We start from the raw sequence: 23,239 nt of genomic DNA, 5'->3' as shown, positions 1-23,239 counted from the left end.
CGCCGCCTTTACAGCAGTGAGCCTTGCAAGCCGTCCAGCAGTTTGCGCACGGGGGCGGGCACGCCGAACGCATCGAGATCGCTTAGCGCGACCCACGCGGTGTCCGCATCGCCTAACGCGGCCGGCGCGCCCACACCGCGGTTCAGTTCCGCCAGCCGCGGCTCGATATCCAGCCTGAAATGCGTGAATACGTGCGTGAACGGTGCGAGTGGCGAGACCGCTCCATCGCCGCCGAAGTCGCGCACCCGCTCGGCGAGTGCGGCTTCGTCGGCGGCTTCGGGCAAACTCCACAAGCCGCCCCAGATGCCCGACGGCGGGCGTTTTTCCAGCATCACGGCGTTGCCGTCGCGCAGCACCAGCATCCACGTGCGGCGCGTCGGCACCGTTTTCCTGGGCCGCGCCGTGGGCAACTCGCGCTGGCGTCCCGTCACGTTCGCCACGCAATCGACCGCAAACGGGCAGCGCAGGCAATCCGGCTTGCCGCGCACGCACAGCGTCGCCCCAAGGTCCATCAGACCTTGCGTGTAGGCGCTGACGTCGTCGTCCGATGCATTCGACGGCAGCAGCGATTCCGCCAGCATCCACATCGCGTTCTCGACTTTCTTCTCGCCGGGAAAGCCTTCGACGCCGAATACGCGCGCCAGAACCCGCTTCACGTTGCCGTCGAGAATCGTCGCGCGCGCGCCGAATGCGAACGAAGCGATCGCCGCCGCGGTCGAGCGGCCGATGCCGGGCAACTCCGCCAGTTCGTCGACCGACGCCGGAAACGCGCCGCCATGCTGCTCGACCACCGCCTGCGCGCAGCGATGCAGATTGCGAGCGCGCGTGTAGTAGCCGAGGCCGGCCCATAGCGCCATCACGTCGTCGATCGGCGCTGCGGCGAGCGCGGCGACATCCGGAAAACGCGCCAGAAACTTCGCGTAGTACGGAATCACCGTCGACACTTGGGTCTGTTGCAGCATGATTTCCGACAGCCAGATGCGATACGGATCACGCGTGTTCTGCCACGGCAGGTCGTGACGGCCATGCCGGCGCTGCCAGGCGATCAGCCGTGCGGAAAAATCGGACAAGGCCGGAAAAGTTGACGCGGCGGGTGCGGCGGACGGAGTTAAGCGAGAGGGCATCGAAAAATTAGCGCTGGCAGGTCGGACAGAAATACGTGGAACGCTGCCCCTGCACGATCTGTTTGATCGGCGTTCCACACACGCGGCATGGCAGCCCCGCGCGATCATAGACGAAATAGTCGAGCTGGAAGTAACCGCTCTCGCCGTCACTGCCGACGAAATCGCGCAGCGTGCTGCCGCCCTTCTCGATCGCCGCGGCGAGCGTCACGCGCACCGCGTCCGCCAGCAGATCGTATCGAACCAGCGAGACGCGGCCCGCCGCGGTGGTGGGTCGAATGCCGGCGCGAAACAGACTCTCGGACGCGTAAATATTGCCCACGCCGACCACGATTTCCCCCGCCAGCAGGACCTGCTTCACCGACACTTTGCGCCCGCGCGTCAGCCGATGCATCAGCGCGCCGGAGAACGCCGGCGAAAACGGCTCCACGCCCAAGCCCGCGAGCAGCGGATGCGCGAGCACGTCGCCGGCTTCGCGCGGATGCCACAGCACCGCGCCGAAGCGCCGCGGATCGCGGTAGCGCAGAATGAATTCGTCGAAAATCCAGTCGATGTGGTCATGTTTCGCCGCGTCCGGCGGGCGCGGCACGTGGCGCAGCACCCGCAGCGTGCCGGTCATGCCCAGATGCACGATGAACCAGCCGGCGTCGATTTCGAACAGCAGGTACTTGCCGCGCCGCTCGACCTTGCGCACCACATGGCCACGCAAGGTTTTCGCAAGGTCCGCCGGAATTGGCCAGCGCAGCGCAGGCGTACGCACATCGACGCGTTCAACCTTGCGCCCGGACACATACGGTTCGATTCCCCGTCGGGTAACCTCAACTTCTGGCAACTCTGGCATATCTAACTGGTCTGCAACTTGCGTGAGTGGTTGTGCGCGTATTGTAGCGAGCGCGTTACAATCGTCCGAAACATTGAACGGATTTCCATGAACTTGTCCTTCGTGAAGCTGTTTTCGAAGCGCCCGGCCAACGCATCGCGCGTGCCGCACGCTGTCTCCGCTCGCCGGATGCTCGGCGCGGCCGCGCTCGCCGTCTGGGCGCTGGCTACCGTGCCCGCGCACGCGCAGGACCCCTCGCCGGACCCGGATGACACCTCCGTCACCTTGCCGGACCCGCTCGGCCCTGCGTCGGCGGAAGACCAGAAGTCTTTGCCGAACGTCGCGCTGTCGAGCCAGATCGTATTCCAGGTGCTCGCCGCCGAAGTCGCATTGCAACGCGACCAGCCGGCGCCCGCCTACCAGACCTACCTCGCGCTCGCGCGCGACACGCACGATCCGCGCATGGCGCAACGCGCCACCGAAATCGCGCTGGCCGCGCAGAGCCCGTCGGACGCGTTAGCCGCCGCGCAATTGTGGCAGCAGTATGCGCCGAACTCGGAACGCGCCGCGCAACTCGACGCGTCGCTGCTCGTGCTGTCCGGCAAACCTGACGACGCCGCGTCGATCCTCGCAAGCGAACTGGCAAAGGTGCCCGCCGAGAATCGCGGCAGTGCGATTCTCGCGCTGCAACTGCTGCTATCGCGCGGTCCGAACCGGATCGGCGGCTTGCACGTTCTGCAAGACCTGCTGAAGAACGACCTGAACCGGCCCGAAGCGCAACTGGCCATTGCGCGTCAGCAGCTCGTTTCGGACGACGCGCCGGGTGCGCGCAAGTCGCTCGAACAGGCGCTGACGCTCAAGCCCGACTATCTGCCGGCCGCGCTGATGCTCTCGCAGATGGGCCCGGAGGAGCGCAAGGAAGGCATTGCATCGCTCGAAAAGTATGTGCAGCAGAATCCGAAATCGCATGACGCGCGTCTCGCGCTCGCGCAGATGTATCTCGCGAGCGACCGTCTGGACGACGCGCAGCAGCAGTTCGAGATCATGCATAAGAACAACGCGAAGGACCTCACGCCGCTGATGGCGCTCGCGCTGATCAAGATCCAGCAAAAGAATTTCGCCAATGCGCAGACGTACCTCACCCAGTACGCGCAGCAAGCGGAAAAAACACCGGGCGCCGATCCGGGCCAGGCGTACATCTACCTTGCGCAACTGTCGCTCGAGCAGAAGAACGAAGCGGCAGCGGGCGACTGGCTGAACAAGATTTCCCCGTCGAGCCAGCAATACATGCCGGCGCAGATCACGCGCGCGCAATTGCTCGCCAAGCAGGGCAAGACCGAAGACGCCCGCAACCTGCTGGCCGGCCTGCAGTCGCGCGATCCGCGCGACCAGGCGCTGATCGCGCGCACCGACTCGGCGATCCTGTTCGATGCGAAACGCTACCCCGAGGCGGAAGCTGCCCTGCAAAAAGCCACCGCGAATTTCCCGGACGACCCCGATCTGACCTACGACTACGCCATGGCCGCAGAAAAGACCGGCCATTACGATGTCATGGAGGCGCAACTTCGCAAGCTCATCCAGACGCAGCCGGACAATCCGCAGGCGTATAACGCACTCGGCTATTCGCTGGCCGATCGCAATCAGCGCCTCGCGGAAGCGAACAGTCTGGTCGAGAAGGCTTCGTCGCTGGCGCCGAACGACGCGTTCATCATGGACAGCGTCGGTTGGGTCAAGTACCGGATGGGCAATACGTCGGACGCGATCAAGCTGCTGCGCAAGGCCTACGACATCCAGCCGAATGCCGAAATCGGCGCGCACCTCGGCGAAGTGTTGTGGAAAACCGGAGCGCAGGATCAGGCTCGCGCCGCTTTCCGCGATGCGCGCAAGCTCGAACCGGACAACGACACGCTTGTTAAAACGCTGCAACGTCTCCAGGTAAACGATCTTTGATGTGTCTTTCCCGCTTGTTTTCTTTTCCCCGGACGCCGCGTGGCGCGGCGCTCGGACTTGCAGCGGCGGCGGTCGTCGCATTGGCTGGTTGTGCATCGGTGAAGCCGCAAGGGCCGTCCACGTCGAATGCCGCGACGTCCATCTCGACGCAAACGAGCCGCGCCTATCAAGGCCGCTTCGCGGTCCAGTACAACGATCAGAACGGCCAGCAGCGCAACGCGTACGGCAACTTCGCCTGGCAGGAAACCGGCGACACCGTCACCCTGCAATTACGCAATCCGCTCGGCCAGACGCTCGCGATCGTGACTTCGTCGCCGGCTTCGGCCACGCTCGAGTTGCCGAACCGCCAGCCGCTCACCGCCGACAACGTCTCGACGCTGATGCAGAACGCGCTCGGCTTTGCGCTGCCGGTCGAGGGGTTGCGTTATTGGCTGCAGCCGTCGCCAGCGCCGACGTCGCGCGCGCGGACCGAGAAGGATCCCGAACAGCCGTCGCGCCTGAAACAGATCACGCAGGACGGCTGGACAATCGATTACCTGGCGTATGCCGAGGCGCCGGCCACTGGCGTGAAGCGCATCAACCTGAGCCGCTCGGAACCGCCGCTCGACATCAAACTCGTGCTGGATCAGTAGCCGCGCCCGTTCGCGCAACTTTGCCGCTTCTTTGGCGCCGCGTTGGCGCATGTAGCCCAGACTCATGATCGAAACCACCCACTCGCTGCGCGATTGCCTCGCGCCAGCGAAGCTGAACCTCTTCCTGCACATCACCGGCCGCCGGCCGGACGGCTATCACACGCTGCAAACCGTCTTCCAGTTGCTCGACTGGGGTGACACGCTGCATTTCACGCGACGCGACGACGGTCTCATCACACGCAGCACCGAAATCGCCGACGTCCCGCCGGAACACGATCTGACCGTGCGCGCAGCGACGCTCCTGAAGGCCCACACGGGTTCGTCCGAGGGCGTCGATATCGAGATCGACAAGCGCCTGCCGATGGGCGCGGGTCTCGGCGGCGGCAGCTCCGATGCGGCCACTACACTGCTTGCGCTGAATCGTCTATGGAAGCTCGATCTGCCGCGACTGGAACTGCAGGAACTGGCGTTGAAGCTCGGCGCCGACGTGCCATTTTTTATTTTTGGGAAAAATGCGTTCGCACAGGGTGTCGGAGAAGCTTTAGACGTTGTACAATTGCCGCCGCGCCATTTCCTAGTGGTGACACCGAGGGTTCATGTTCCGACTGCAGCGATTTTTTCCGAAAAAGCGTTGACAAGAGATTCAAAACCCCTCAGAATTACGGACTTTCCTGCAGAACTTAGCTGCAACACTGACTGGCCAGAAAGTTTCGGCCGGAATGACATGCAGCAGGTTGTCGTAGGAAAGTACGCGGAAGTAGCGCATGTGCTGCGATGGTTTGAAAACATCGCACCAGCGCGGATGTCTGGATCAGGTGCAAGTGTTTTTGCAGCGTTCCGTAGTAAAGCTGAAGCAGAAGCGGCGCAAGCCAAACTGCCTGGCGAATGGAACAGCGCAGTGGCCGCAGGTCTCGATCAGCATCCACTCTTTACTTTCGCGTCATAAGTTTTGCATCGTCGAACGAAACTCCACGTTCGGCGGAGCTCAAAGTTAGTGTAGGGGAGTCGCCAAGCTGGTTAAGGCACCGGATTTTGATTCCGGCATGCAAAGGTTCGAATCCTTTCTCCCCTGCCAAAAATTCTCGCATTTCCCCTCGCCCCCAGCCTGAAGTAGGTGCACGATGAGCAGCCATGACGGCCTGATGGTTTTTACTGGCAACGCAAATCCTGCGCTTGCACAGGAAGTCGTCAAAATCCTCGGTATTCCCCTCGGCAAAGCCATGGTTAGCCGTTTCTCGGACGGTGAAATCCAGGTCGAGATTCAGGAAAACGTGCGTGGCAAGGATGTCTTCGTCCTGCAATCCACGTGCGCGCCGGCGAACGACAATCTGATGGAACTGATGATCATGGTCGATGCGCTCAAGCGCGCATCCGCAGGCCGGATCACCGCAGCCATCCCCTATTTCGGCTATGCCCGTCAAGATCGGCGCCCGCGTTCGGCGCGCGTCGCCATCTCGGCGAAGATCGTGGCGAATATGCTGGAAATCGCCGGCGTCGAGCGGATCATCACGATGGATCTGCATGCCGACCAGATTCAAGGCTTTTTCGACATCCCGGTCGACAATATCTACGCAACGCCCGTGTTGCTCGGCGATCTGCGCAAGCAGAACTACGAGAACCTGCTGGTCGTATCGCCGGACGTCGGCGGCGTGGTTCGTGCCCGGGCATTGGCCAAGCAGCTGAATTGCGATCTGGCGATCATCGACAAACGCCGCCCGAAGGCGAACGTTGCCGAAGTGATGAACATCATCGGGGAAGTAGAAGGCCGTACCTGCGTGATCATGGACGACATGGTCGACACCGCCGGCACGCTCTGCAAGGCAGCTCAGGTTTTGAAGGAACGTGGTGCGAAGCAGGTGTTCGCTTACGCCACCCACCCGGTTCTGTCGGGCGGTGCAGGCGAGCGTATCGCAGCTTCGGCACTGGACGAACTCGTCGTTACGGACACGATCCCGCTCGGCGAAGAAGCCCGCTCGTGCGCCAAGATCCGTTCGTTGACCAGCGCCGGCCTGCTTGCCGAAACGTTCTCGCGGATTCGCCGCGGCGATTCGGTGATGTCGCTGTTCGCGGAAAGTTAAGTATTTGCGAAGGCGCAGCGTAGTGCACTATCTGCACGCTGCGCTTTTGCACAATCGGCACGAACGAACGAAGGTTCGTGCCGCCGTTCTGGGGCCTCAGCCATAACGGCTTGCGGGCCCCGTTTCTACTGCCTGGTCGCGGGCAGTGCATTGGAGATTCAAATGAAAGTAGTCGCTTTCGAGCGTGACCTGCAAGGTACGGGTGCGAGCCGCCGCCTGCGTAACTCGGGCAAGACCCCGGGCATCGTATATGGCGCTGGTGCTGAACCGCAATTGGTCGAACTGGACCACAACGCGCTGTGGCACGCGCTGAAGAAAGAAGTTTTCCATTCGTCGATCCTCGATCTGGAAATCGCTGGCAAGTCGCAACAGGTTCTGCTGCGCGATGTGCAATACCACCCGTTCCGTCAGCTCGTGCTGCACGTGGACTTCCAACGCGTCGACGCGAAGAAGAAGCTGCACACCAAGGTGCCGCTGCACTTCATGAACCAGGAAACCAACCCGGCAGTGAAGCTGTCGAGCGCGGTGATCTCGCACGTCCTCAACGAAATCGAAATCGAGTGCCTGCCGTCGGCACTGCCGGAATTCCTCGAAGTCGACCTGGCGAAGATCGAAGCGGGCCAATCGATCCACGCCAAGGACATCGTCCTGCCGGCAGGCGTCGCACTGGTTGCTCACGTCGAAGCAGAAAACCCGGTGATCGCTGCTGCAACGATCCCGGCTGGCGCAATCGCTGAAGGCGACGCCGCTGCTGCGGGCGAAGGCGAAACGCCGGCTGCTTAAGCTGCACTGAGCGAGCAATCCTCTCGATCCGTTTCAATGAAACGGTCGATGTGACCCGCCGAGGTTCGCCCCGGCGGGTTTTTTTTCGTTTTTTTCAGCTCGGCTGCATTCGGCGCCGAGCCAGATGGACCCAGGCAAACATGATCAAGCTGATCGTCGGGCTCGGCAATCCGGGCGCCGAATACACTGCGACGCGCCACAACGCCGGCTTCTGGCTGGTCGATCAACTGGCGCGCGAAGCCGGCACGACGCTGCGCGACGAGCGGCGCTTCCACGGTTTCTATGCGAAAGCGCGGCTTCATGGCGAAGAAGTGCATCTGCTGGAACCGCAGACGTATATGAACCGCTCGGGTCAGTCGGTCGTGGCGGTGGCGCAGTTCTTCAAGATCCTCCCCGACGAGATTCTGGTCGCTCACGACGAACTCGATATGCCGCCAGGCAGCGTCAAGCTAAAGCTCGGCGGCGGCAGCGGTGGCCACAATGGCCTGAAAGACATTACTGCGCATCTGTCGTCGCAACAGTATTGGCGGCTGCGGATCGGCATCGGCCATCCGCGCGACCTGATTCCCGAAAGCGCGCGCGCCGGCGCCAAGCCGGACGTCGCCAGTTACGTGCTGAAACCGCCGCGGCGGGAAGAGGAGGATGCGATAGACGCGTCGATCGAACGGGCGCTCGCGGTGATGCCGCAGATCATCAAAGGCGAGCTCGAACGCGCGATGATGCAGCTGCATCGCAATTCCTGAGCGCACCGCCCATCTGCAATCCGCATCCGCTACCGTATTGCCACCGACAGGAGATTCACTTGAGCCGCTATTGGAGTGACATCGTTCACCGTCTGACGCCGTATGTGCCGGGCGAACAGCCCGCGCTCGCGCATCCGGTTAAGCTGAACACCAACGAGAATCCGTATCCGCCGTCGCCGCGCGTGGTCGAAGCGATCCAGCGGGAGCTGGGCGCTACAGGCGAGTCGCTCAAGCGCTATCCCGATCCGACGGCGCGCAAGCTGCGCGAAACGGTCGCCGCGTATCACGGCATTCGTCCGGAGCAGGTCTTCGCGGGCAACGGTTCAGACGAAGTGCTGGCGCTCACCTTTCAGGCGTTGTTGAAGCACAACGAGCCGCTGCTGTTTCCGGACATTACGTACAGTTTCTATCCAACCTACGCGCGGCTTTTCGAAGTCGACTACCGGACTGTCGCGCTCGACGACACCTTCGCGATCAATGTCGACGATTACGCGGCGCCCAACGGCGGCGTACTGTTCCCGAATCCCAATGCGCCGACCGGACGTCCTCTGCCGCTCGCCGACATCGAGCGCCTCGTTGCCCGCAATACGGGTTCGGTCGTGGTGATCGACGAGGCCTATGTGGATTTCGGCGCCGAATCGGCCATCAAGCTGATTGACCGCTATGCGCATCTGCTGGTGATTCAAACGGTCTCGAAGTCGCGTTCGCTGGCCGGAATGCGTGTCGGCTTCGCGTTCGGCAATCCCGAGTTGATCGACGCGCTAAACCGCGTGAAGGACAGTTTCAATTCGTATCCGCTCGACCGGCTGGCGCAAGCGGCCGCTGCCGCCGCGTACGAGGACGATGCCTGGTTTCGCGCCAATTGCGCCAAAGTGATTGCGAGCCGCGAGCGGCTGGCTGCGGGGCTGACGGCGCTGGGCTTCGAGGTGGTGCCGTCGGCGGCGAATCTGCTGTTCGCGCGCCACAAGGGGTACGACGCGGCGACACTCACGGCACGGCTAAGGGAAAAGGAAATTTTCGTGCGCCACTTCAAGGCGGCGCGAATCGATCAGCATTTGCGGATCTCGGTCGGCACCGACGCCGAATCCGACATCCTGCTGAACGCGTTGCGCGACATTTTCAGCGCTTACGTCGGGTAACAACGCATCGCCCGAACAGAACGCGCGAAGGACGGCGCAAAAAAGCGCGGCGAGGCCAGCGCCTCGCCGTTCATCACGCGCCCTTGGCGGCCTGCAGTGCGTGGTACTTCGCCATCAACCCCTCAGGCGTCTCAAGATGCTCCGGATCGCGCGGAATGCACTCCACCGGACACACCTGAATACACTGCGGCTCATCGAAATGGCCGACACACTCGGTGCATTTCTTCGGGTCGATCACATAGATTTCCGGGCCCATCGAAATCGCGTCGTTCGGGCACTCGGGCTCGCACACGTCGCAATTGATGCACTCGTCGGTAATCATTAAGGCCATACTTCTCTCACTTCGCACCGGCCGAAGCCGGCTTTGATCCGTCAAACCAGCAGTTTACGCCGGTTACGGTTGCGCCGCCGAAGCACCGTTGTTCGGATCCAGCGCAGCAACCTTTTCCGTCAGCCATTTTTCGACCGACGGGAACACGAATTTGCTGACGTCGCCGCCCAGTTGCGCGATTTCGCGCACGATCGTGCCCGAGATGAACTGGTATTGATCGGAAGGCGTCATGAACATGGTTTCGACGTCCGGCAGCAAATAACGATTCATGCCGGCCATCTGGAACTCATATTCGAAGTCCGAGACGGCACGCAGGCCACGCACGATCACCCGCGCGTTGTTGCTGCGTACGAAATCCTTTAGCAATCCCTTGAAGCTCATCACCTGAACGTTCGGGTAGTGGCCAAGCACTTCATGGGCAATGTCGAGGCGCTCTTCGAGCGTGAAGAACGGCTTTTTGTTGCGGCTGTCGGCAACGCCTACCACCAGCGTGTCGAAAATGCTCGACGCGCGTCGAACGAGGTCTTCGTGACCGCGCGTCAGCGGGTCGAAGGTGCCCGGGTACACGGCGACTACCATGAGACTTCTCCTCTCTTCAGACAAATGGGCACGTCAAAGCGTCCACGCGACGCATTTGGCACCGACCGCGCACGTGACGACAGACCGTCCGGCGCTTGTTTTGGAACGCGCATTATTCCTTATTTTCGCGCTGCAGCAAATGAAAGTGGACAGCTCCGGCTTTGCCTTGCCGCACGATCTGCCAGCCGGCGAGCGTCTCGTTCTCGACGAGCTCGAGCGCGGCGCCGGCTTCGACATACAGAAAGCCCTCCGCGCTCAACAGCGGCACGGCCAGCGCGAGCGCCTTGTCGAGCAGATCGTCGCCGAACGGCGGATCGAGGAATACCACGTCGAACGATCCGGGTGCGAGGCTTGCTGCGAGCCGTAAACCGTCTGCTTCAGCGATTTCGATCATGCGCGCCGACAGACGCTCCTGGTTCGCGCGCAGCTGGCTGGCGGCCCGCGCATTGCGCTCGACCATCAACACCCGTGCCGCGCCGCGCGAGGCCGCCTCGAAGCCCAGCGCGCCGCTGCCGGCGAACAGATCGAGGCAGCGCTGGCCATCCAGACGTTGGCCAAGCCAGTTGAACAGCGTTTCGCGCACGCGGTCGGGCGTGGGCCGCAGGCCGTCGAGATCGAGCACGGGTAGCGGCGTGCGCTTCCAGTCGCCGCCGATGATACGGATAGCGTGCGCTTTGCCGCCTTTGGATGAAGCGCCGTGGGCGCGTGAAGATGCGGAACGGGGCATGCAGTTTCGATTACGTAAGAAAGGCGCCCGTCACGCCGATGCGAGCGGGCTGGAGCGCCAACGTTACCACAGGGGCGCGCCGCGTCCAGCCTGTCCGTTCGGCCGATACGACGGGCAGCGGCGCGCCTGATAAAATGTGCGGCTTCCAGCGCCTTGCATCCCGCATCGCAACGCTGCCTGCCGCTCCTGCCGGTTTCGTGCCGGCTGCGCGCATCGGCGCGCGCTCTCACCACGCCAGATCATGTTCAGCTTTTTCAAACGATTCAAGGGTTCGAAAGAGTCCGATAACGCGCCAGACGAATCGCAGACGCCGCCGGAAGCCCTGGCGCCCGAGGCACCCATAGAGACGCCGGCTGCCCCGGTTCGCATCGAGGTGCAGCCGCCGGCCGCTCCACCGGCAAACGAGCCGCGGGCCGCTGAGGCCGAGCTGGAAACTGTCGAAATCGTTCCGCCGCCGCTGCAGGACGCGGGCGCGAAGCGTTCCTGGCTCACGCGCCTGAAAACCGGCCTGTCGAAAACCAGTTCGAGCCTGACCGGTATTTTCGTCGGCACGAAGATCGACGAGGATTTGTACGAGGAACTGGAAACCGCGCTGCTGATGTCCGATGCGGGCGTCGACGCCACCGAATTCCTGCTCGAATCGCTGCGTGAGAAAGTGCGCGCCGAGCGTCTCACCGACCCGCAACAGGTCAAAGCGGCGCTGCGCACGCTGCTGATCGACCTGCTCGAGCCGCTGGAAAAATCGCTGATGCTCGGCCGCGCGCAACCGCTCGTGATGATGATCGCCGGCGTCAACGGCGCAGGCAAAACCACCAGCATCGGCAAGCTCGCCAAGCATCTGCAAAGCTTCGATCAATCGGTGCTGCTGGCCGCGGGCGACACCTTCCGCGCCGCCGCGCGCGAGCAGCTGGCGATCTGGGGCCAGCGCAACAATGTGACGGTGGTGTCGCAGGAAAGCGGCGATCCGGCCGCGGTGATCTTCGACGCGGTCGGCGCAGCGCGTGCGCGCAAGATCGACGTGCTGATGGCCGACACCGCCGGCCGTCTGCCGACCCAACTGCATCTGATGGAAGAACTGCGCAAGGTGAAGCGCGTGATCGGCAAGGCGCAAGACGGCGCGCCGCACGAAGTGCTGCTGGTGATCGACGCAAACACCGGTCAGAACGCGCTCGCACAGGTGAAGGCTTTCGACGACGCGCTCGGCCTCACCGGCCTGATCGTGACCAAGCTCGACGGCACGGCGAAGGGCGGCATTCTTGCGGCAATCGCACGGCAACGTCCGATCCCGGTGTACTTCATCGGCGTCGGCGAAACGGTCGAGGATTTGCAGCCGTTCAGCGCGGAAGAATTTTCGGACGCCTTGCTGGGCGGTTGAGCGCACATGCCGCTCGCAGCGAAATAGCAAAAAGGGCGCTCGGTGGAGCGCCCTTCTTATTCAAACCGCGGAATCATTCCGCGTCCGGCTGCACACCAGGCGCCGCATGCGCGAACGCATCGAGTTGCATCGCGTGATCGTAGATGCGTTGAATCGTCGGGAACCGCGCCGTGTCGACCTTGAAACGCTGCGCGTTGAACACCTGCGGGATCAGACACGCGTCGGCCAGCGTCGGCTGATCGCCGAAGCACATTTTGCCGGTGCGCGAATCGCCCGCCAGATGCGCTTCGAGCGTCGTAAAGCCCGCCTCGACCCAATGCCGGTACCACGCGTCCTTCGCGTCGTCGTCCACACACAGCGTGTGCTTCAGGTACTTCAGCACGCGCAGGTTGTTCAGCGGATGAATCTCGCACGCGACCTGCAACGCCACCGAGCGCACATACGCGCGATCGACCGGCGCCGCCGGCAGCAACGGCGGCTCGGGATGCGTTTCTTCCAGATATTCGATGATCGCGAGCGACTGCGGTATCACTTCGTTACCGTCGACGAAGGTCGGCACGATGCCATCCACATTCACCTTGCGATACTCGGGCTTCAACTGCTCGCCCCCGTCGCGCACGAGATGCACCGGCACGTAGTCGTACGGCAGGTTCTTCAAGTTCAGCGCGATACGCACGCGATAAGATGCCGAGCTGCGAAAATAGCTGTAGAGCTTCATGTTGTGTGTCTCCTCCGCCCGTCTTCAGACTACCCGCACGCTGAACTCGCCGAGCCCGTCCACGCCACCCTTCATCAGATCGCCCTGCACCACCGCGCCGACGCCTTCCGGCGTGCCGGTAAAAATCAGATCGCCCGGTTGCAGTTCAAACAGCGTCGACAGATACGCGACCGTCTCGCCCACCGACCAGATCAGTTGCGACACGTCCGAGCTTTGCTTTTCCTCGCCGTTCACCGATAACCAGATTGCGCCCTTGCCGACATGTCCGACCGTCGTCACCGGATGAATCGGACCGATCGGCGCCGAGTGATCGAAGCCCTTTGCGGTATCCCACGGACGACCCAGCTTCTTCGCCTCGGCCTGCAAATCGCGGCGCGTCATGTCGAGCCCCAGCGCATAGCCGTAGACGTGGTCGAGCGCGCTTTCAGCGGGAATGTTCTTGCCGCCCTTGCCGATCGCCGCCACCAGTTCCATCTCGAAGTGCACGTTATTCGATTGCGACGGATAGGGGAATTCGCCGGTTGCGCCAGGTGCGACGTACAGCACGGCATCGGCCGGTTTGGTGAAGAAGAACGGCGGTTCGCGGTCGGGATCATGCCCCATCTCACGCGCGTGCGCCTCGTAGTTACGGCCCACACAATAGATGCGGCGTACCGCGAACTGTTCGCTGGCCCCCGCGACCGGCACCGCGACCACTGGTGCGGGTGCGAATACGTAACTCATCCCGTTCTCCGTCTTTTGAATTGTGCCGCCAGCGCGGCGATAAAACACCGAGTTTAACGCGCACGAAAGTACGGCGCGCATTGACGCGCACGGCCGGCGGCACCGGCGCATCGTCTCGCGGGACCGCCATAGATGCGATACTCACACTGAATCTCGTCCTTTGAATACCTTGGCCAACCGCTTACGGCGGCACGCCACCACGTCCCACTGCGCCCGATGACCGACTCTGCCACCGCCACTTCCGCCTTTCCCTGCGCCCGTTTCATCAAGGAAATCGGCCGCGGCCCGAACGGCGCCCGCGCGCTGAGCGCCGAAGATACCCGCGCGCTCTACGACGCCATGCTCGACGGCCGCGTGTCCGACCTCGAACTCGGCGCGGTGCTGCTCGCCTATCGCGTGAAGGGCGAAACAGCCGACGAACTCGCCGCGATGCTGGCCGGCGCGCACGCGTCGTTCGAACCGGTTCATCTGCCACACGGCGCGTTCCGGCCTGTCTCGATCCCGACCTACAACGGCGCGCGCAAGCAACCGAATCTCGTGCCGTTGCTGGCGTTGCTGCTGGCGCGCGAGGGCGTGCCGGTGCTGCTGCATGGCGTCACCGAAGATCCGGGCCGCGTGACAAGCGCGGAAATCTTCACGCATCTGGACATCCCCCACGCGCAAAACCACGCCGATATCGAAGACAGCCTCGCGCAGCGGCGTCTCGCGTTCGCACCGATCGGCGTGCTTGCACCGAAGCTCGCGCGGCTCCTCGCGCTGCGCCGCCGCATGGGCGTGCGCAATTCGACACACACGCTCGTAAAAATCCTGCAGCCGTTCACCCCCGCCGGCCTGCGGCTCGTGAACTACACCCATCCGCCGTATCGGGACAGTCTCACGCAACTCTTCAACACGCATCCGGACGCCGCGGCAGGCGGCGCCCTGCTCGCGCGCGGCACCGAAGGCGAAGCGGTGGCCGACACGCGGCGTCAGGTGCAGGTCGACTGGCTGCACGACGGCATCTGCGAAACGCGCGTGCCGCACGAGCGTTCATCGCCCGGCGCGCCCGAGGTCGACTTGCCCGAAGCACGCGACGCGCCAACCACGGCCGCGTGGATCAGCGCCGTGCTGCGCGGCGAGGCTCCGGTGCCGAGCGCGATTTCACGGCAAGTCGAACTGATTGCGGACGTCGCGAAAACGCCCGTGTGACGGGCGTTGCATGGCCACGACGCGGTTTTTACCGCGGCGCTCGCTGCTGGTGGCGATCGGCTTCAAGGAAATCGACGTCGGCTTTCCGTCGGCTTCGCAAACCGTCTTCGATTTCGTGCGCAAGCTGATCGACGAACAGCGTATTCCCGACGACGTGACGATCGAAGTATTCGTGCCGTCGCGCGCCGGGCTGATCGCACGGCCCGGCACCCGCTGGACGTTCCAGTACTCGCCGGAAACCTTCAACATGGCCGAACTCACGTTCGCGCGCGAAGTGTGCGACGCGGTTGCACAGACGTGGCGGCCCACGCGCGATCACAAGATGATCGTCAACCTGCCCGCAAGCATAGAAACGACGACGCCGAACGTGTTCGCCGATCAGATCGAATGGATGGACCGCAATCTCGGCGACCGCGACAGCATCGTGCTGTCGGCGAAACGAGGCGGGCTCACAAGGCTCACTCGATCGCGCAACGCGTCGCCTGCCAGGCAATCAGGCGCCATTGCCCGTCTTCCTGCGTATGAATCGCCGTGTACGCGATCGGAAACAGCAACGCCCCGTTGTTCGCTTCCATCTCGATCAACGCCCGCCCGGTCACGACGCAGGTCTCTCGCCCTACCGGCAGCACGTCTTGCGACTGCACCTCGATCTGCCGATAGCGACGGCGTCCCGCTGTAATGCCGTCGATGAACTGCCGCTTCGTTTCACGCTTGCCGTTCGTATGGACATAGCTCACGTTTTCCGCGAGCAGCGTATCGAGCGACGGCCCGTCGCCGTCGACCATCGCACGAAAGCGCTCGCGCTCGAGCCCGCGAATCGCTTCGATCAATTTTGCCGCCATTGCTCAGCCCCTCGCACCGATGAGCCGGACGTGGCCACCGTCGTCAGAAGTTACATTGCAAATATAGCTGGCTGAAATTTATACCAGGATTGGGCTCTTTGATACCGCCGTTGGAAATATGCTGGAACCGGTAGCCCGCCTGATACTGCTGGTGACTGCCGAATTGCACGCCGACGCCCGCCATGTCGGCGAACTGGAACGCCGTCCCGAGGGTGAGCGACGTAGAAATTCTGGGACTCGACAGCAACCGGATGCCGGCACCCGCTTCAATATAAGGGCGGATCGACCCCGAACCCTTGATGAAGCGGATGATCGGCGTCACGCCGATTTCGCCGATGTCGTCGTGGACGTTCCCTTCGTTCGTATGCCACCAGGCCACGTGCGCCTCGCCGATCAGCGAGAAATGCCAATCGCCGATTTGCCACCACGTCAGATTCGGATCCCAGACGAAACCGAGATCGAATTTTTTGATGTGGTGACCCGCCACGCCCGCAGCAACTTGCACTCCGAACTGATCGGCCGCGGCCAATCCCGATACCCCAAGCAACACAGCCGCCGAAGCGCCTTTTAGAGCCAGACCACGCAAAGCATTCTTCTTGTTCTTCATCGAACACCCGAACTATGGTCGAACGTTGATCATCTTTAACGGTTTTGCCTATTCTAAATTTAAACCAGATCCGGCGCTCCATATGAAGAAGTCGAAATTTTCGCAATTAGTCACTTCATTTTTAGAAAATATCGGTCACTTATAAGTATGAAGGCGGTTTGTCAGGTAAATCATACGGCTTACACATCGCTGGCAACAGGAGCGTATGATGGCTATTGAAACTTAAACTTCAATAGCGAAAGACGGAACTTGGATGACCCTACACCCTCTAAGTGTTAGCACTCAGGAAATCAGAGTGCTAACATCCAACGCTGGAGTCGATCTCTGACCACGCTTTTGTCTGATTCCAAAGGAGTTTCCTACGTGAGCCATGCAATGACCCTTCCGAATACTCTGAGCCCGTTGTCGGCTAAGGCCGCTTCGGCAGGTGCACTGGCGCTCTCGCATTCCTCGCTGCTGCCCGGTCAACTGGGCAATATCGACGCCTACATCCAGGCCGTAAATCGGATTCCGATGCTGACGCCGGCGGAAGAACGCCAGTTCGCCACCGAATTTCGCGAGCAGGACAATCTCGAGTCCGCGCGCCGTCTCGTCCTGTCGCACCTGCGGCTGGTCGTATCGATCGCGCGCAACTATCTCGGTTATGGCCTGCCGCACGCCGACCTGATCCAGGAAGGCAATATCGGCCTGATGAAGGCCGTGAAGCGCTTCGACCCGGAGCAGAACGTGCGCCTCGTGTCGTACGCGATGCACTGGATCAAGGCCGAGATCCACGAATACATTCTGCGCAACTGGCGCATGGTGAAGGTCGCCACCACCAAAGCGCAGCGCAAGCTGTTCTTCAACTTGCGCAGCCACAAACAGGGCTTGGGCGCATTCACGCCGGATGAGATCGAAGGTCTCGCCAAAGAGCTGAACGTGAAGCGTGAAGAAGTGGCCGAGATGGAAACGCGGCTCTCCGGCGGCGACATCGCGCTAGAAGGTCAGGTCGAAGACGGTGAAGAGTCGTACGCGCCGATCGCCTATCTGGCCGACTCGCATAGCGAGCCGACCGCCATGCTGGCTTCGCGTCAGCGCGACAAGCTGCAAAGCGACGGCATCGCCGGCGCGCTCGAATCGCTGGACGCCCGTAGCCGCCGCATCATCGAGGCACGCTGGCTGCATGTGGAAGACGACGGCTCGGGTGGCTCGACGCTGCACGAACTGGCCGACGAATTTGGCGTGTCGGCCGAACGTATTCGCCAGATCGAGGCAAGCGCCATGAAGAAAATGCGCAGCGCGCTGGCGGAATATGCGTAACCCTTAAAGAGATCCAGAACGCCGGCTTGCCCGGCGCGCTATTGGGTCACTGAGCCCTGCCCTCGCAAGACGGCAGGGCTTTTTTCTATCCGGGCGCCGATGCGCCGGGCGCCGATGCGCCGGGCGCCGATGCGCTCGCGCATCTCCGCACCAGTGTCGCACTCAATCAGGAACGCGCTCAGCCGGCGCGCATTCCTTGACGTATCTCAAGTCACCTTGCAATACTCTCCGAAGGGGGCAAGCTTCGCGACCCAATGCCGCAGCGCTGAACTCACGCGCACAAGGTCAATGCTCCTAGAATCGGGATGCACTCGCCGGACCGCAATGCGGCCTGGTTCCAGCCGGACTCACCGGCGTGAAGTCGCCTTCGACCGATCATGACCCTAGCCCTCAATCGCAATAACGCTCACCGGCCAAGCTTGCGCAAGCGCCTCGCCGCCTGGGTGCGCGGTCCAACGCTGGCGCGGGATATCGCCATCGTCCTCGCCATCAAGCTCGCACTGCTGATGGCGCTCAAATACACGTTCTTCAACCATCCGCAGGCGGAGCATATGTCGCTGCCGCCTGAGCAAGTCGCGCAGGCGTTGCTGTCCGTGCCTGTCTCGCATCCGTCCCAAGGTGATCCCCATGCCCGTTAGCGAAGTCGTAGAACTGTCGCGCCTCCAGTTCGCCATTACGGCGCTTTATCACTTTCTGTTCGTGCCGCTCACGCTCGGCCTGTCCTGGCTGCTCGTCATCATGGAGTCGGTCTATGTGATGACCGGCAAGCAGATCTACAAGGACATGACCCAGTTCTGGGGCAAGCTGTTCGGCATCAACTTTGCGATGGGCGTCACGACCGGCCTCACGCTGGAATTTCAGTTCGGCACGAATTGGTCGTACTACTCACATTACGTCGGCGACATTTTTGGCGTGCCGCTCGCAGTGGAAGGCCTGATGGCATTCTTCCTCGAGTCGACCTTCGTCGGGCTGTTCTTCTTCGGCTGGAAGCGGCTCTCGAAAGTGCAACACGTGATCGTCACATTCCTCGTCGCGCTCGGTTCGAACCTGTCCGCGCTGTGGATTCTGGTGGCCAACGGCTGGATGAACAATCCGGTCGGCGCAGAATTCAACTACCAGACGATGCGCATGGAACTCGACAGCATCTTTTCCGTGCTCTTCAATCCGGTCGCACAGGTCAAGTTCGTGCACACCGTATCGGCCGGTTATGTGACGGCGTCGATGCTCGTGCTCGGCGTGTCGTCGTGGTATCTGCTCAAGCGCCGCGATACCGAATTCGCGTTGCGCTCGTTCGCGATCGCCGCGGGTTTCGGCCTGGCGTCGACGCTGTGCGTGATCGTGCTCGGCGACGAGTCCGGCTACCGTACCGGCGAAGTTCAGCAAGTGAAGCTGGCCGCGATCGAATCCGAGTGGGAGACGGCGCCCGCACCCGCACCGTTCACGATCTTCGGCATTCCGAACCAGAAGGGAGAGCGCACCGACTACGCCATCCGGATTCCGTACGCGCTCGGCCTCATCGCAACGCGTTCGATCGACGAACCGGTGCTCGGCCTGAAAGATTTGATGGCGCAGAACGAGGTGCGCATCAAGAACGGCATGCTGGCCTACGCCGCGCTGCAAAAACTGAAGCAAGGCGACGCCACCGACGAAGCGAAAGCCGCCTTCGACGCGCACAAAAAGGACCTCGGCTACGGCCTGATGCTCAAGCAGTTCACCGCGAACGTCACCGATGCAACGCCTGATCAGATCGCCCAGGCCGCCAGGAAGACGATCCCGCCGGTGGCGCCCGTGTTCTTCTCGTTCCGCCTGATGGTCGGCCTCGGCATTCTGTTCCTCGCGACCTTCGTGCTGGCGTTCTGGTTCTGCGCGCAGCGCTCGCTGCTGCTGGATAAGCGCCGCTGGTTCCTGCGCTGGGCCGTGTGGGCAATTCCGCTGCCGTGGCTCGCGGCTGAATTCGGCTGGATCGTCGCGGAGGTGGGCCGTCAACCGTGGACCATCGCCGGCATTCTGCCGACCGCGCTGTCCGCGTCGAGCCTGACGCCGACCGACCTGTATCTGAGTATCGCCGGCTTCGTGGTGTTCTACACGGTGCTGTTCATCATCGAAATCATGCTGATGTTCAAGTACGCGCGGCTCGGGCCCTCGTCGCTGTATACGGGCCGCTATCACCACGAACAACAGCCGCTGAATCAGCCGCTGCCGTCCAACACGGCCGCATGAATCGCCGCCACGCCGTCTTAAGGGAAAAATCATCATCATGGATTACGCAACCCTCAAACTGATCTGGTGGGTGCTGATCGGCGTACTGCTGATCGGCTTCGCGCTCACCGACGGCTTCGACATGGGCGCGGCGATTCTGCTGCCATTCATCGGCAAGACCGACGCCGAGCGGCGCATCGTCGTGAACACGGTCGGCGCGACGTGGGAAGGCAATCAGGTGTGGTTCATCACGGCGGGCGGCGCGATGTTCGCCGCGTGGCCGCTGGTGTACGCCGCATCGTTCTCCGGCTTTTACTTTGCGATGCTGCTGGTGCTGTTCTCGCTGTTCTTCCGGCCGGTCGGTTTCGACTACCGCAGCAAACGCGAGGACCCGCGCTGGCGCAACGCATGGGACTGGGCGCTGTTCGTCGGCGGCTTCGTGCCGGCGCTGGTGTTCGGCGTCGCGTTCGGCAACCTGCTGCAAGGCGTGCCGTTCTCGTTCGACACCGATCTGCGCGTCACGTACCACGGCAGCTTCTTCGCGCTGCTCAATCCATTTGCGGTGTTGTGCGGGCTCGTCAGCGTGTCGATGCTGGCCGCCCACGGCGCGGCCTTCGTGAAGATGAAGGCGGACGGCATCGTCGCACAGCGCGCGTCCACGGCGCTGCGGATCGCCTCACTGGTCGGCGTGGTGCTGTTTCTGATTGCCGGCGCACTGATCGCGACGATGATCGGCGGCTACCAGATCGTCAACGCCGCGCCGCTCGACACCGTCGCCAATCCGCTCCTGAAGAACGTGCTCGGCGCACCGGGCTTGTGGCTCACCAACTACGCGACCTATCCGTGGATGATGACCGCACCGGTAGCGGGTGTGGTGGGCGGCGTGCTGGCATTGCTGCTGGCGCGCTCGCGCTTCGAAAAGAGCGCCTTCCTGTCGACCTCGCTGATGATCATCGGCGTGATTCTGACGGCTGGCTTCTCGATGTTCCCGTTCATCATGCCCTCTTCGCTCGACGGCCGCAGCAGCCTGACGGTGTGGGATTCGACCTCGAGTCAGATGACGCTGCAGATCATGCTGATCGCCGTGATCATCTTCCTGCCGATCATCCTGCTCTATACGAGCTGGGTGTATCGCGTGTTGCGCGGCAAGGTGACCGCCGCGGCGCTCGAAGAAAATCACCATTCGATGTATTGATCCGGAAACGATTAACAGGAGTTTGCGATGTGGTATTTCAGCTGGATTCTCGGCATTGGCGTGGCGTTGGCGTTCGGCGTCATCAACGTGATGTGGCTCGAATCGCGCCGGCCATTGGAAGCGGGCAAGCATAAGACGCGTTGACGCATCCTGTGACGGACACACCGCCGTCGACGCTGCCGGTAAGCGCAAAAGCGGCACCTTGCTTCCAAGGTGCCGCTTTTTTATTGCCGCGCTTTTTATTGCCGCATTGCCGGCGATGAAGCGACTCAGCGCGCTCCATCACCCCTGTATCACACCGGCAGAGGTGTCGTCCCGCCAGCCACTAGCAGACGCGTTGCCAGTTGTGCGGCGTAGCGTTGCGCGGCGTCGCCAACGACGATGTGGAAGGTATCCGCCGAGACCCATGCGGTATCGAGCGTAGCCAGACGCTGACGATCGAGCGCCGACGGATCGCGCACCACGACACGCAGACGCGTCGCCGCCACGGCGTCCAGCGACAGCACGTTGCCCGCGCCGCCGAACACGGCGAGCCAACGCAGCGGATCGGGGTCGAGCGGACCGCCTCGAGCGCTCGTTGCCGCCGCCGCGGGCGCCGCCGAGGCAGCCGGTGCAGCCGGTGCAGCCGGTGCAGCAGGCGCAACAGGCGCAACAGGCGCAACAGGCGCAACAGGCGCAACAGCAGCAGCAGCCGGCTTCACGGGCTCACCGCCACCTTGCGCGATCACGGTGCGAATCTCGTCGGCGATGATGTCGGCTTCCGGCCCAATGATCACCTGCACATTGGTCGAGCCGCGCTTGAGCACACCGCGCGCACCGATCGTCTTCAGATCGCTTTCCGAGACCTTGTCCGAATCGACCACCGACAGACGCAGCCGCGTCGTGCAGGCATCCACCAGCGACAGATTCGACGCGCCGCCCAGCGCAGCGATATAACGCTGCGCGCGCGGCACGGCCGCACCGGTAGCCGGCGAGACGTAGCCACCAGCGGTGAACGACTCCACCTGTTCATCGGCGGCAGCGGGTTCGCGGCCCGGTGTCGCCATGTTGAATTTGCGGATAAAGAAGCGGAACAGACCGTAGTACGCCACCGCATACGCGAGGCCGATCGGAATCGCCCACCAGCCCTTGGTCGACAGGCCGTAGTTCAGCACGTAGTCGATCGCGCCCGCGGAGAACGTGAAGCCGAGGTGAATCCCGAGCGCCGAGCAGATCGCGAGCGACAGACCGGTCAGCAACGCGTGGAACACATACAGCACCGGCGCGAGGAACATGAAGCTGAATTCGATCGGCTCGGTCACGCCCGTCAGGAACGACGTGAGGGCCATCGAGAACAGCAGGCCGCCGACCACCGCGCGGCGATCCTTCGGTGCTTCATGGAACATCGCCAGACACGCGGCCGGCAGGCCGAACATCATGACCGGGAAGAATCCCGTCATGAACGTGCCCGCGGTCGGGTCACCGGCGAAGAAGCGATGCAGGTCGCCCGTCACAGCGGCGCCGCCCGCCGGCGTGAACGTGCCGAACACGAACCACGTCAGCGAATTCAGGATGTGATGCAGACCCGTGACGAGCAGCAAGCGGTTCAGCACGCCGAACACGAATGCACCGATCGCGCCGGCGGTCGTCAGCCAGTGTCCGGCGAGGTCGATGGCGGCCTGCACAGGCTGCCAGACATAGCCGAGCACGATGCCTATCGCCAGACATACGACGCCCGTGACAATCGGCACGAAGCGTTTCCCGCCGAAGAACGCGAGGTAGTCCGGCAGCTTGATGTCCTTGTACCTGTTGTACAGCAAGCCCGCGACGATACCTGCCACGATCCCGGACAACACGCCCATGTTGAGCTTGTCGTTGATGTCCTTCATCACCGCGATTTCGATCAGGTAACCGATCGCGCCCGCGAGCGCCGCCACGCCGTTGTTGTCTTTCGCGAACCCGACCGCCACACCGATCGCGAACAGGAGCGGCAGGTTGTCGAAGATCGCGCCGCCGGCGTCGGCGACCATCTTGATGTTGAACACATCGGGCTGGCCGAGGCGCAGCAGCAGGCCGGCAACCGGCAGCACCGCGATCGGCAGCATCAGCGCGCGTCCAAGGCGCTGCACCTTCAGAAACGGATTCCCATCCATCGATACCTCCAATCCTTTGTCTCGTCGTTGAGTTTTGTAGCTGTACGTGATGATTGAG

24 protein-coding genes, 1 tRNA gene and 1 pseudogene are annotated in these 23,239 nt (G+C 62.5%); 16 read left to right on the top strand and 10 right to left on the bottom strand.

All coding sequences use genetic code 11. The annotated features are described in order from the left end of the window. Nucleotides 1-8: 8 nt before the first annotated feature. A complete protein-coding gene (gene mutY, locus AC07WT_RS01960; RefSeq protein WP_494945856.1) occupies nucleotides 9-1,124 on the bottom strand; it encodes an A/G-specific adenine glycosylase in 1,116 nt (371 codons plus the stop codon). 7 nt (nucleotides 1,125-1,131) lie between these two features. Continuing rightward, nucleotides 1,132-1,962: a bifunctional DNA-formamidopyrimidine glycosylase/DNA-(apurinic or apyrimidinic site) lyase gene (gene mutM / locus AC07WT_RS01955; protein WP_494945855.1), complete on the bottom strand. Its 831-nt coding sequence runs from the start codon at nucleotides 1,960-1,962 to the stop codon at nucleotides 1,132-1,134. 87 nt (nucleotides 1,963-2,049) lie between these two features. Here mutM and AC07WT_RS01950 point away from each other — a divergent pair, with 87 nt between their 5' ends. The 8 genes from AC07WT_RS01950 to hisC all read left to right on the top strand — a co-directional run bounded on the left by AC07WT_RS01950 (nucleotide 2,050) and on the right by hisC (nucleotide 9,266). After that, on the top strand, nucleotides 2,050-3,891 hold the full coding sequence (locus tag AC07WT_RS01950; protein WP_494945854.1) for a tetratricopeptide repeat protein: 1,842 nt from the start codon (nucleotides 2,050-2,052) through the stop codon (nucleotides 3,889-3,891). Further along, nucleotides 3,891-4,523: a lipoprotein insertase outer membrane protein LolB gene (gene lolB, locus AC07WT_RS01945; protein WP_494945853.1), complete on the top strand. Its 633-nt coding sequence runs from the start codon at nucleotides 3,891-3,893 to the stop codon at nucleotides 4,521-4,523. The genes AC07WT_RS01950 and lolB overlap by 1 nt, the downstream gene beginning before the upstream one ends. Nucleotides 4,524-4,587: 64 nt before the next feature. Next, nucleotides 4,588-5,469: a 4-(cytidine 5'-diphospho)-2-C-methyl-D-erythritol kinase gene (gene ispE / locus AC07WT_RS01940; protein ID WP_492591932.1), complete on the top strand. Its 882-nt coding sequence runs from the start codon at nucleotides 4,588-4,590 to the stop codon at nucleotides 5,467-5,469. 52 nt (nucleotides 5,470-5,521) lie between these two features. After that, nucleotides 5,522-5,598: transfer RNA gene (locus AC07WT_RS01935), tRNA-Gln, on the top strand. Between the two features lie 46 nt (nucleotides 5,599-5,644). Beyond that, on the top strand, nucleotides 5,645-6,601 hold the full coding sequence (locus AC07WT_RS01930) for a ribose-phosphate pyrophosphokinase (protein WP_006048037.1): 957 nt from the start codon (nucleotides 5,645-5,647) through the stop codon (nucleotides 6,599-6,601). A gap of 162 nt (nucleotides 6,602-6,763) precedes the next feature. Beyond that, nucleotides 6,764-7,384 (top strand): 50S ribosomal protein L25/general stress protein Ctc, encoded by a 621-nt coding sequence (locus AC07WT_RS01925; RefSeq protein WP_492591931.1) that lies wholly within the window; start codon nucleotides 6,764-6,766, stop codon nucleotides 7,382-7,384. A gap of 140 nt (nucleotides 7,385-7,524) precedes the next feature. Beyond that, nucleotides 7,525-8,127: an aminoacyl-tRNA hydrolase gene (gene pth, locus AC07WT_RS01920; RefSeq protein WP_492591930.1), complete on the top strand. Its 603-nt coding sequence runs from the start codon at nucleotides 7,525-7,527 to the stop codon at nucleotides 8,125-8,127. 59 nt (nucleotides 8,128-8,186) lie between these two features. After that, nucleotides 8,187-9,266, top strand: coding sequence for a histidinol-phosphate transaminase (gene hisC / locus AC07WT_RS01915; protein ID WP_494945852.1), 1,080 nt, complete (start codon nucleotides 8,187-8,189; stop codon nucleotides 9,264-9,266). 73 nt (nucleotides 9,267-9,339) lie between these two features. On the opposite strand, the gene AC07WT_RS01910 is transcribed toward hisC, so the two are convergent. The 3 genes from AC07WT_RS01910 to rsmD form a co-directional block, all read right to left on the bottom strand. Then, nucleotides 9,340-9,597 (bottom strand): YfhL family 4Fe-4S dicluster ferredoxin, encoded by a 258-nt coding sequence (locus tag AC07WT_RS01910; RefSeq protein ID WP_064266587.1) that lies wholly within the window; start codon nucleotides 9,595-9,597, stop codon nucleotides 9,340-9,342. Nucleotides 9,598-9,660: 63 nt separating this feature from the next. Continuing rightward, a complete protein-coding gene (gene coaD / locus AC07WT_RS01905; RefSeq protein WP_494945851.1) occupies nucleotides 9,661-10,176 on the bottom strand; it encodes a pantetheine-phosphate adenylyltransferase in 516 nt (171 codons plus the stop codon). A 112-nt stretch (nucleotides 10,177-10,288) separates the two neighbouring features. Next, nucleotides 10,289-10,903 carry a 16S rRNA (guanine(966)-N(2))-methyltransferase RsmD gene (rsmD, locus tag AC07WT_RS01900; protein WP_494945850.1) on the bottom strand — a complete coding sequence of 205 codons (615 nt, stop codon included), beginning with the start codon at nucleotides 10,901-10,903 and terminating at the stop codon, nucleotides 10,289-10,291. Nucleotides 10,904-11,144: 241 nt separating this feature from the next. Between rsmD and ftsY the strand changes: the two genes are divergently transcribed. Continuing rightward, the gene (gene ftsY / locus AC07WT_RS01895) at nucleotides 11,145-12,278 is read left to right on the top strand and encodes a signal recognition particle-docking protein FtsY (protein ID WP_494945849.1); all 1,134 of its coding nucleotides are present in this window, start codon (nucleotides 11,145-11,147) and stop codon (nucleotides 12,276-12,278) included. 73 nt (nucleotides 12,279-12,351) lie between these two features. Here the strand turns inward: ftsY and maiA are convergent, their stop codons facing one another. Beyond that, nucleotides 12,352-12,996 carry a maleylacetoacetate isomerase gene (gene maiA / locus AC07WT_RS01890; RefSeq protein WP_494945848.1) on the bottom strand — a complete coding sequence of 215 codons (645 nt, stop codon included), beginning with the start codon at nucleotides 12,994-12,996 and terminating at the stop codon, nucleotides 12,352-12,354. A gap of 24 nt (nucleotides 12,997-13,020) precedes the next feature. After that, nucleotides 13,021-13,719, bottom strand: a complete 699-nt coding sequence (locus tag AC07WT_RS01885; RefSeq protein ID WP_494945847.1) for a fumarylacetoacetate hydrolase family protein — start codon at nucleotides 13,717-13,719, stop codon at nucleotides 13,021-13,023. 216 nt (nucleotides 13,720-13,935) lie between these two features. On the opposite strand from AC07WT_RS01885, the gene ybiB reads away from it, so the two are divergent. Further along, nucleotides 13,936-14,907 carry a DNA-binding protein YbiB gene (ybiB, locus tag AC07WT_RS01880; RefSeq protein ID WP_492591923.1) on the top strand — a complete coding sequence of 324 codons (972 nt, stop codon included), beginning with the start codon at nucleotides 13,936-13,938 and terminating at the stop codon, nucleotides 14,905-14,907. Between the two features lie 43 nt (nucleotides 14,908-14,950). Then, nucleotides 14,951-15,340: pseudogene (locus tag AC07WT_RS01875) on the top strand (beta/alpha barrel domain-containing protein); the annotation flags it as partial. Between the two features lie 25 nt (nucleotides 15,341-15,365). Here AC07WT_RS01875 and AC07WT_RS01870 read toward each other — a convergent pair. Together AC07WT_RS01870 and AC07WT_RS01865 are read right to left on the bottom strand one after the other, a co-directional pair. Further along, nucleotides 15,366-15,749: a nuclear transport factor 2 family protein gene (locus AC07WT_RS01870; RefSeq protein WP_492591922.1), complete on the bottom strand. Its 384-nt coding sequence runs from the start codon at nucleotides 15,747-15,749 to the stop codon at nucleotides 15,366-15,368. A gap of 43 nt (nucleotides 15,750-15,792) precedes the next feature. Continuing rightward, complete coding sequence (locus AC07WT_RS01865) at nucleotides 15,793-16,356, bottom strand: acyloxyacyl hydrolase (RefSeq protein ID WP_492591921.1); 564 nt, start codon at nucleotides 16,354-16,356, stop codon at nucleotides 15,793-15,795. Between the two features lie 363 nt (nucleotides 16,357-16,719). Between AC07WT_RS01865 and rpoH the strand changes: the two genes are divergently transcribed. From rpoH to cydX, 5 genes are all read left to right on the top strand, one after another. Continuing rightward, entirely contained in the window at nucleotides 16,720-17,655 is a 936-nt protein-coding gene (gene rpoH, locus AC07WT_RS01860) for an RNA polymerase sigma factor RpoH (protein WP_492591920.1), read from the top strand. Nucleotides 17,656-18,032: 377 nt separating this feature from the next. Beyond that, complete coding sequence (gene cydP, locus AC07WT_RS01855; RefSeq protein WP_494945846.1) at nucleotides 18,033-18,293, top strand: cytochrome oxidase putative small subunit CydP; 261 nt, start codon at nucleotides 18,033-18,035, stop codon at nucleotides 18,291-18,293. Further along, a complete protein-coding gene (locus AC07WT_RS01850; RefSeq protein ID WP_494945845.1) occupies nucleotides 18,283-19,875 on the top strand; it encodes a cytochrome ubiquinol oxidase subunit I in 1,593 nt (530 codons plus the stop codon). Before cydP ends, AC07WT_RS01850 begins: the two co-directional genes overlap by 11 nt. 37 nt (nucleotides 19,876-19,912) lie before the next feature. Next, nucleotides 19,913-21,049: a cytochrome d ubiquinol oxidase subunit II gene (gene cydB, locus AC07WT_RS01845; RefSeq protein ID WP_492591917.1), complete on the top strand. Its 1,137-nt coding sequence runs from the start codon at nucleotides 19,913-19,915 to the stop codon at nucleotides 21,047-21,049. A 27-nt stretch (nucleotides 21,050-21,076) separates the two neighbouring features. Continuing rightward, nucleotides 21,077-21,193 carry a cytochrome bd-I oxidase subunit CydX gene (cydX, locus tag AC07WT_RS01840; RefSeq protein WP_492591916.1) on the top strand — a complete coding sequence of 39 codons (117 nt, stop codon included), beginning with the start codon at nucleotides 21,077-21,079 and terminating at the stop codon, nucleotides 21,191-21,193. A 149-nt stretch (nucleotides 21,194-21,342) separates the two neighbouring features. Here the strand turns inward: cydX and nagE are convergent, their stop codons facing one another. Beyond that, on the bottom strand, nucleotides 21,343-23,181 hold the full coding sequence (nagE, locus tag AC07WT_RS01835; protein ID WP_494945844.1) for an N-acetylglucosamine-specific PTS transporter subunit IIBC: 1,839 nt from the start codon (nucleotides 23,179-23,181) through the stop codon (nucleotides 21,343-21,345). Nucleotides 23,182-23,239 lie beyond the last annotated feature (58 nt).

This window comes from Paraburkholderia sp. GW821-FHT02A12 (assembly GCF_059422005.1).
The sequence above is the reverse complement of the archived record's forward strand: the minus strand, read 5'-3'. Positions and strand labels throughout refer to the sequence as shown.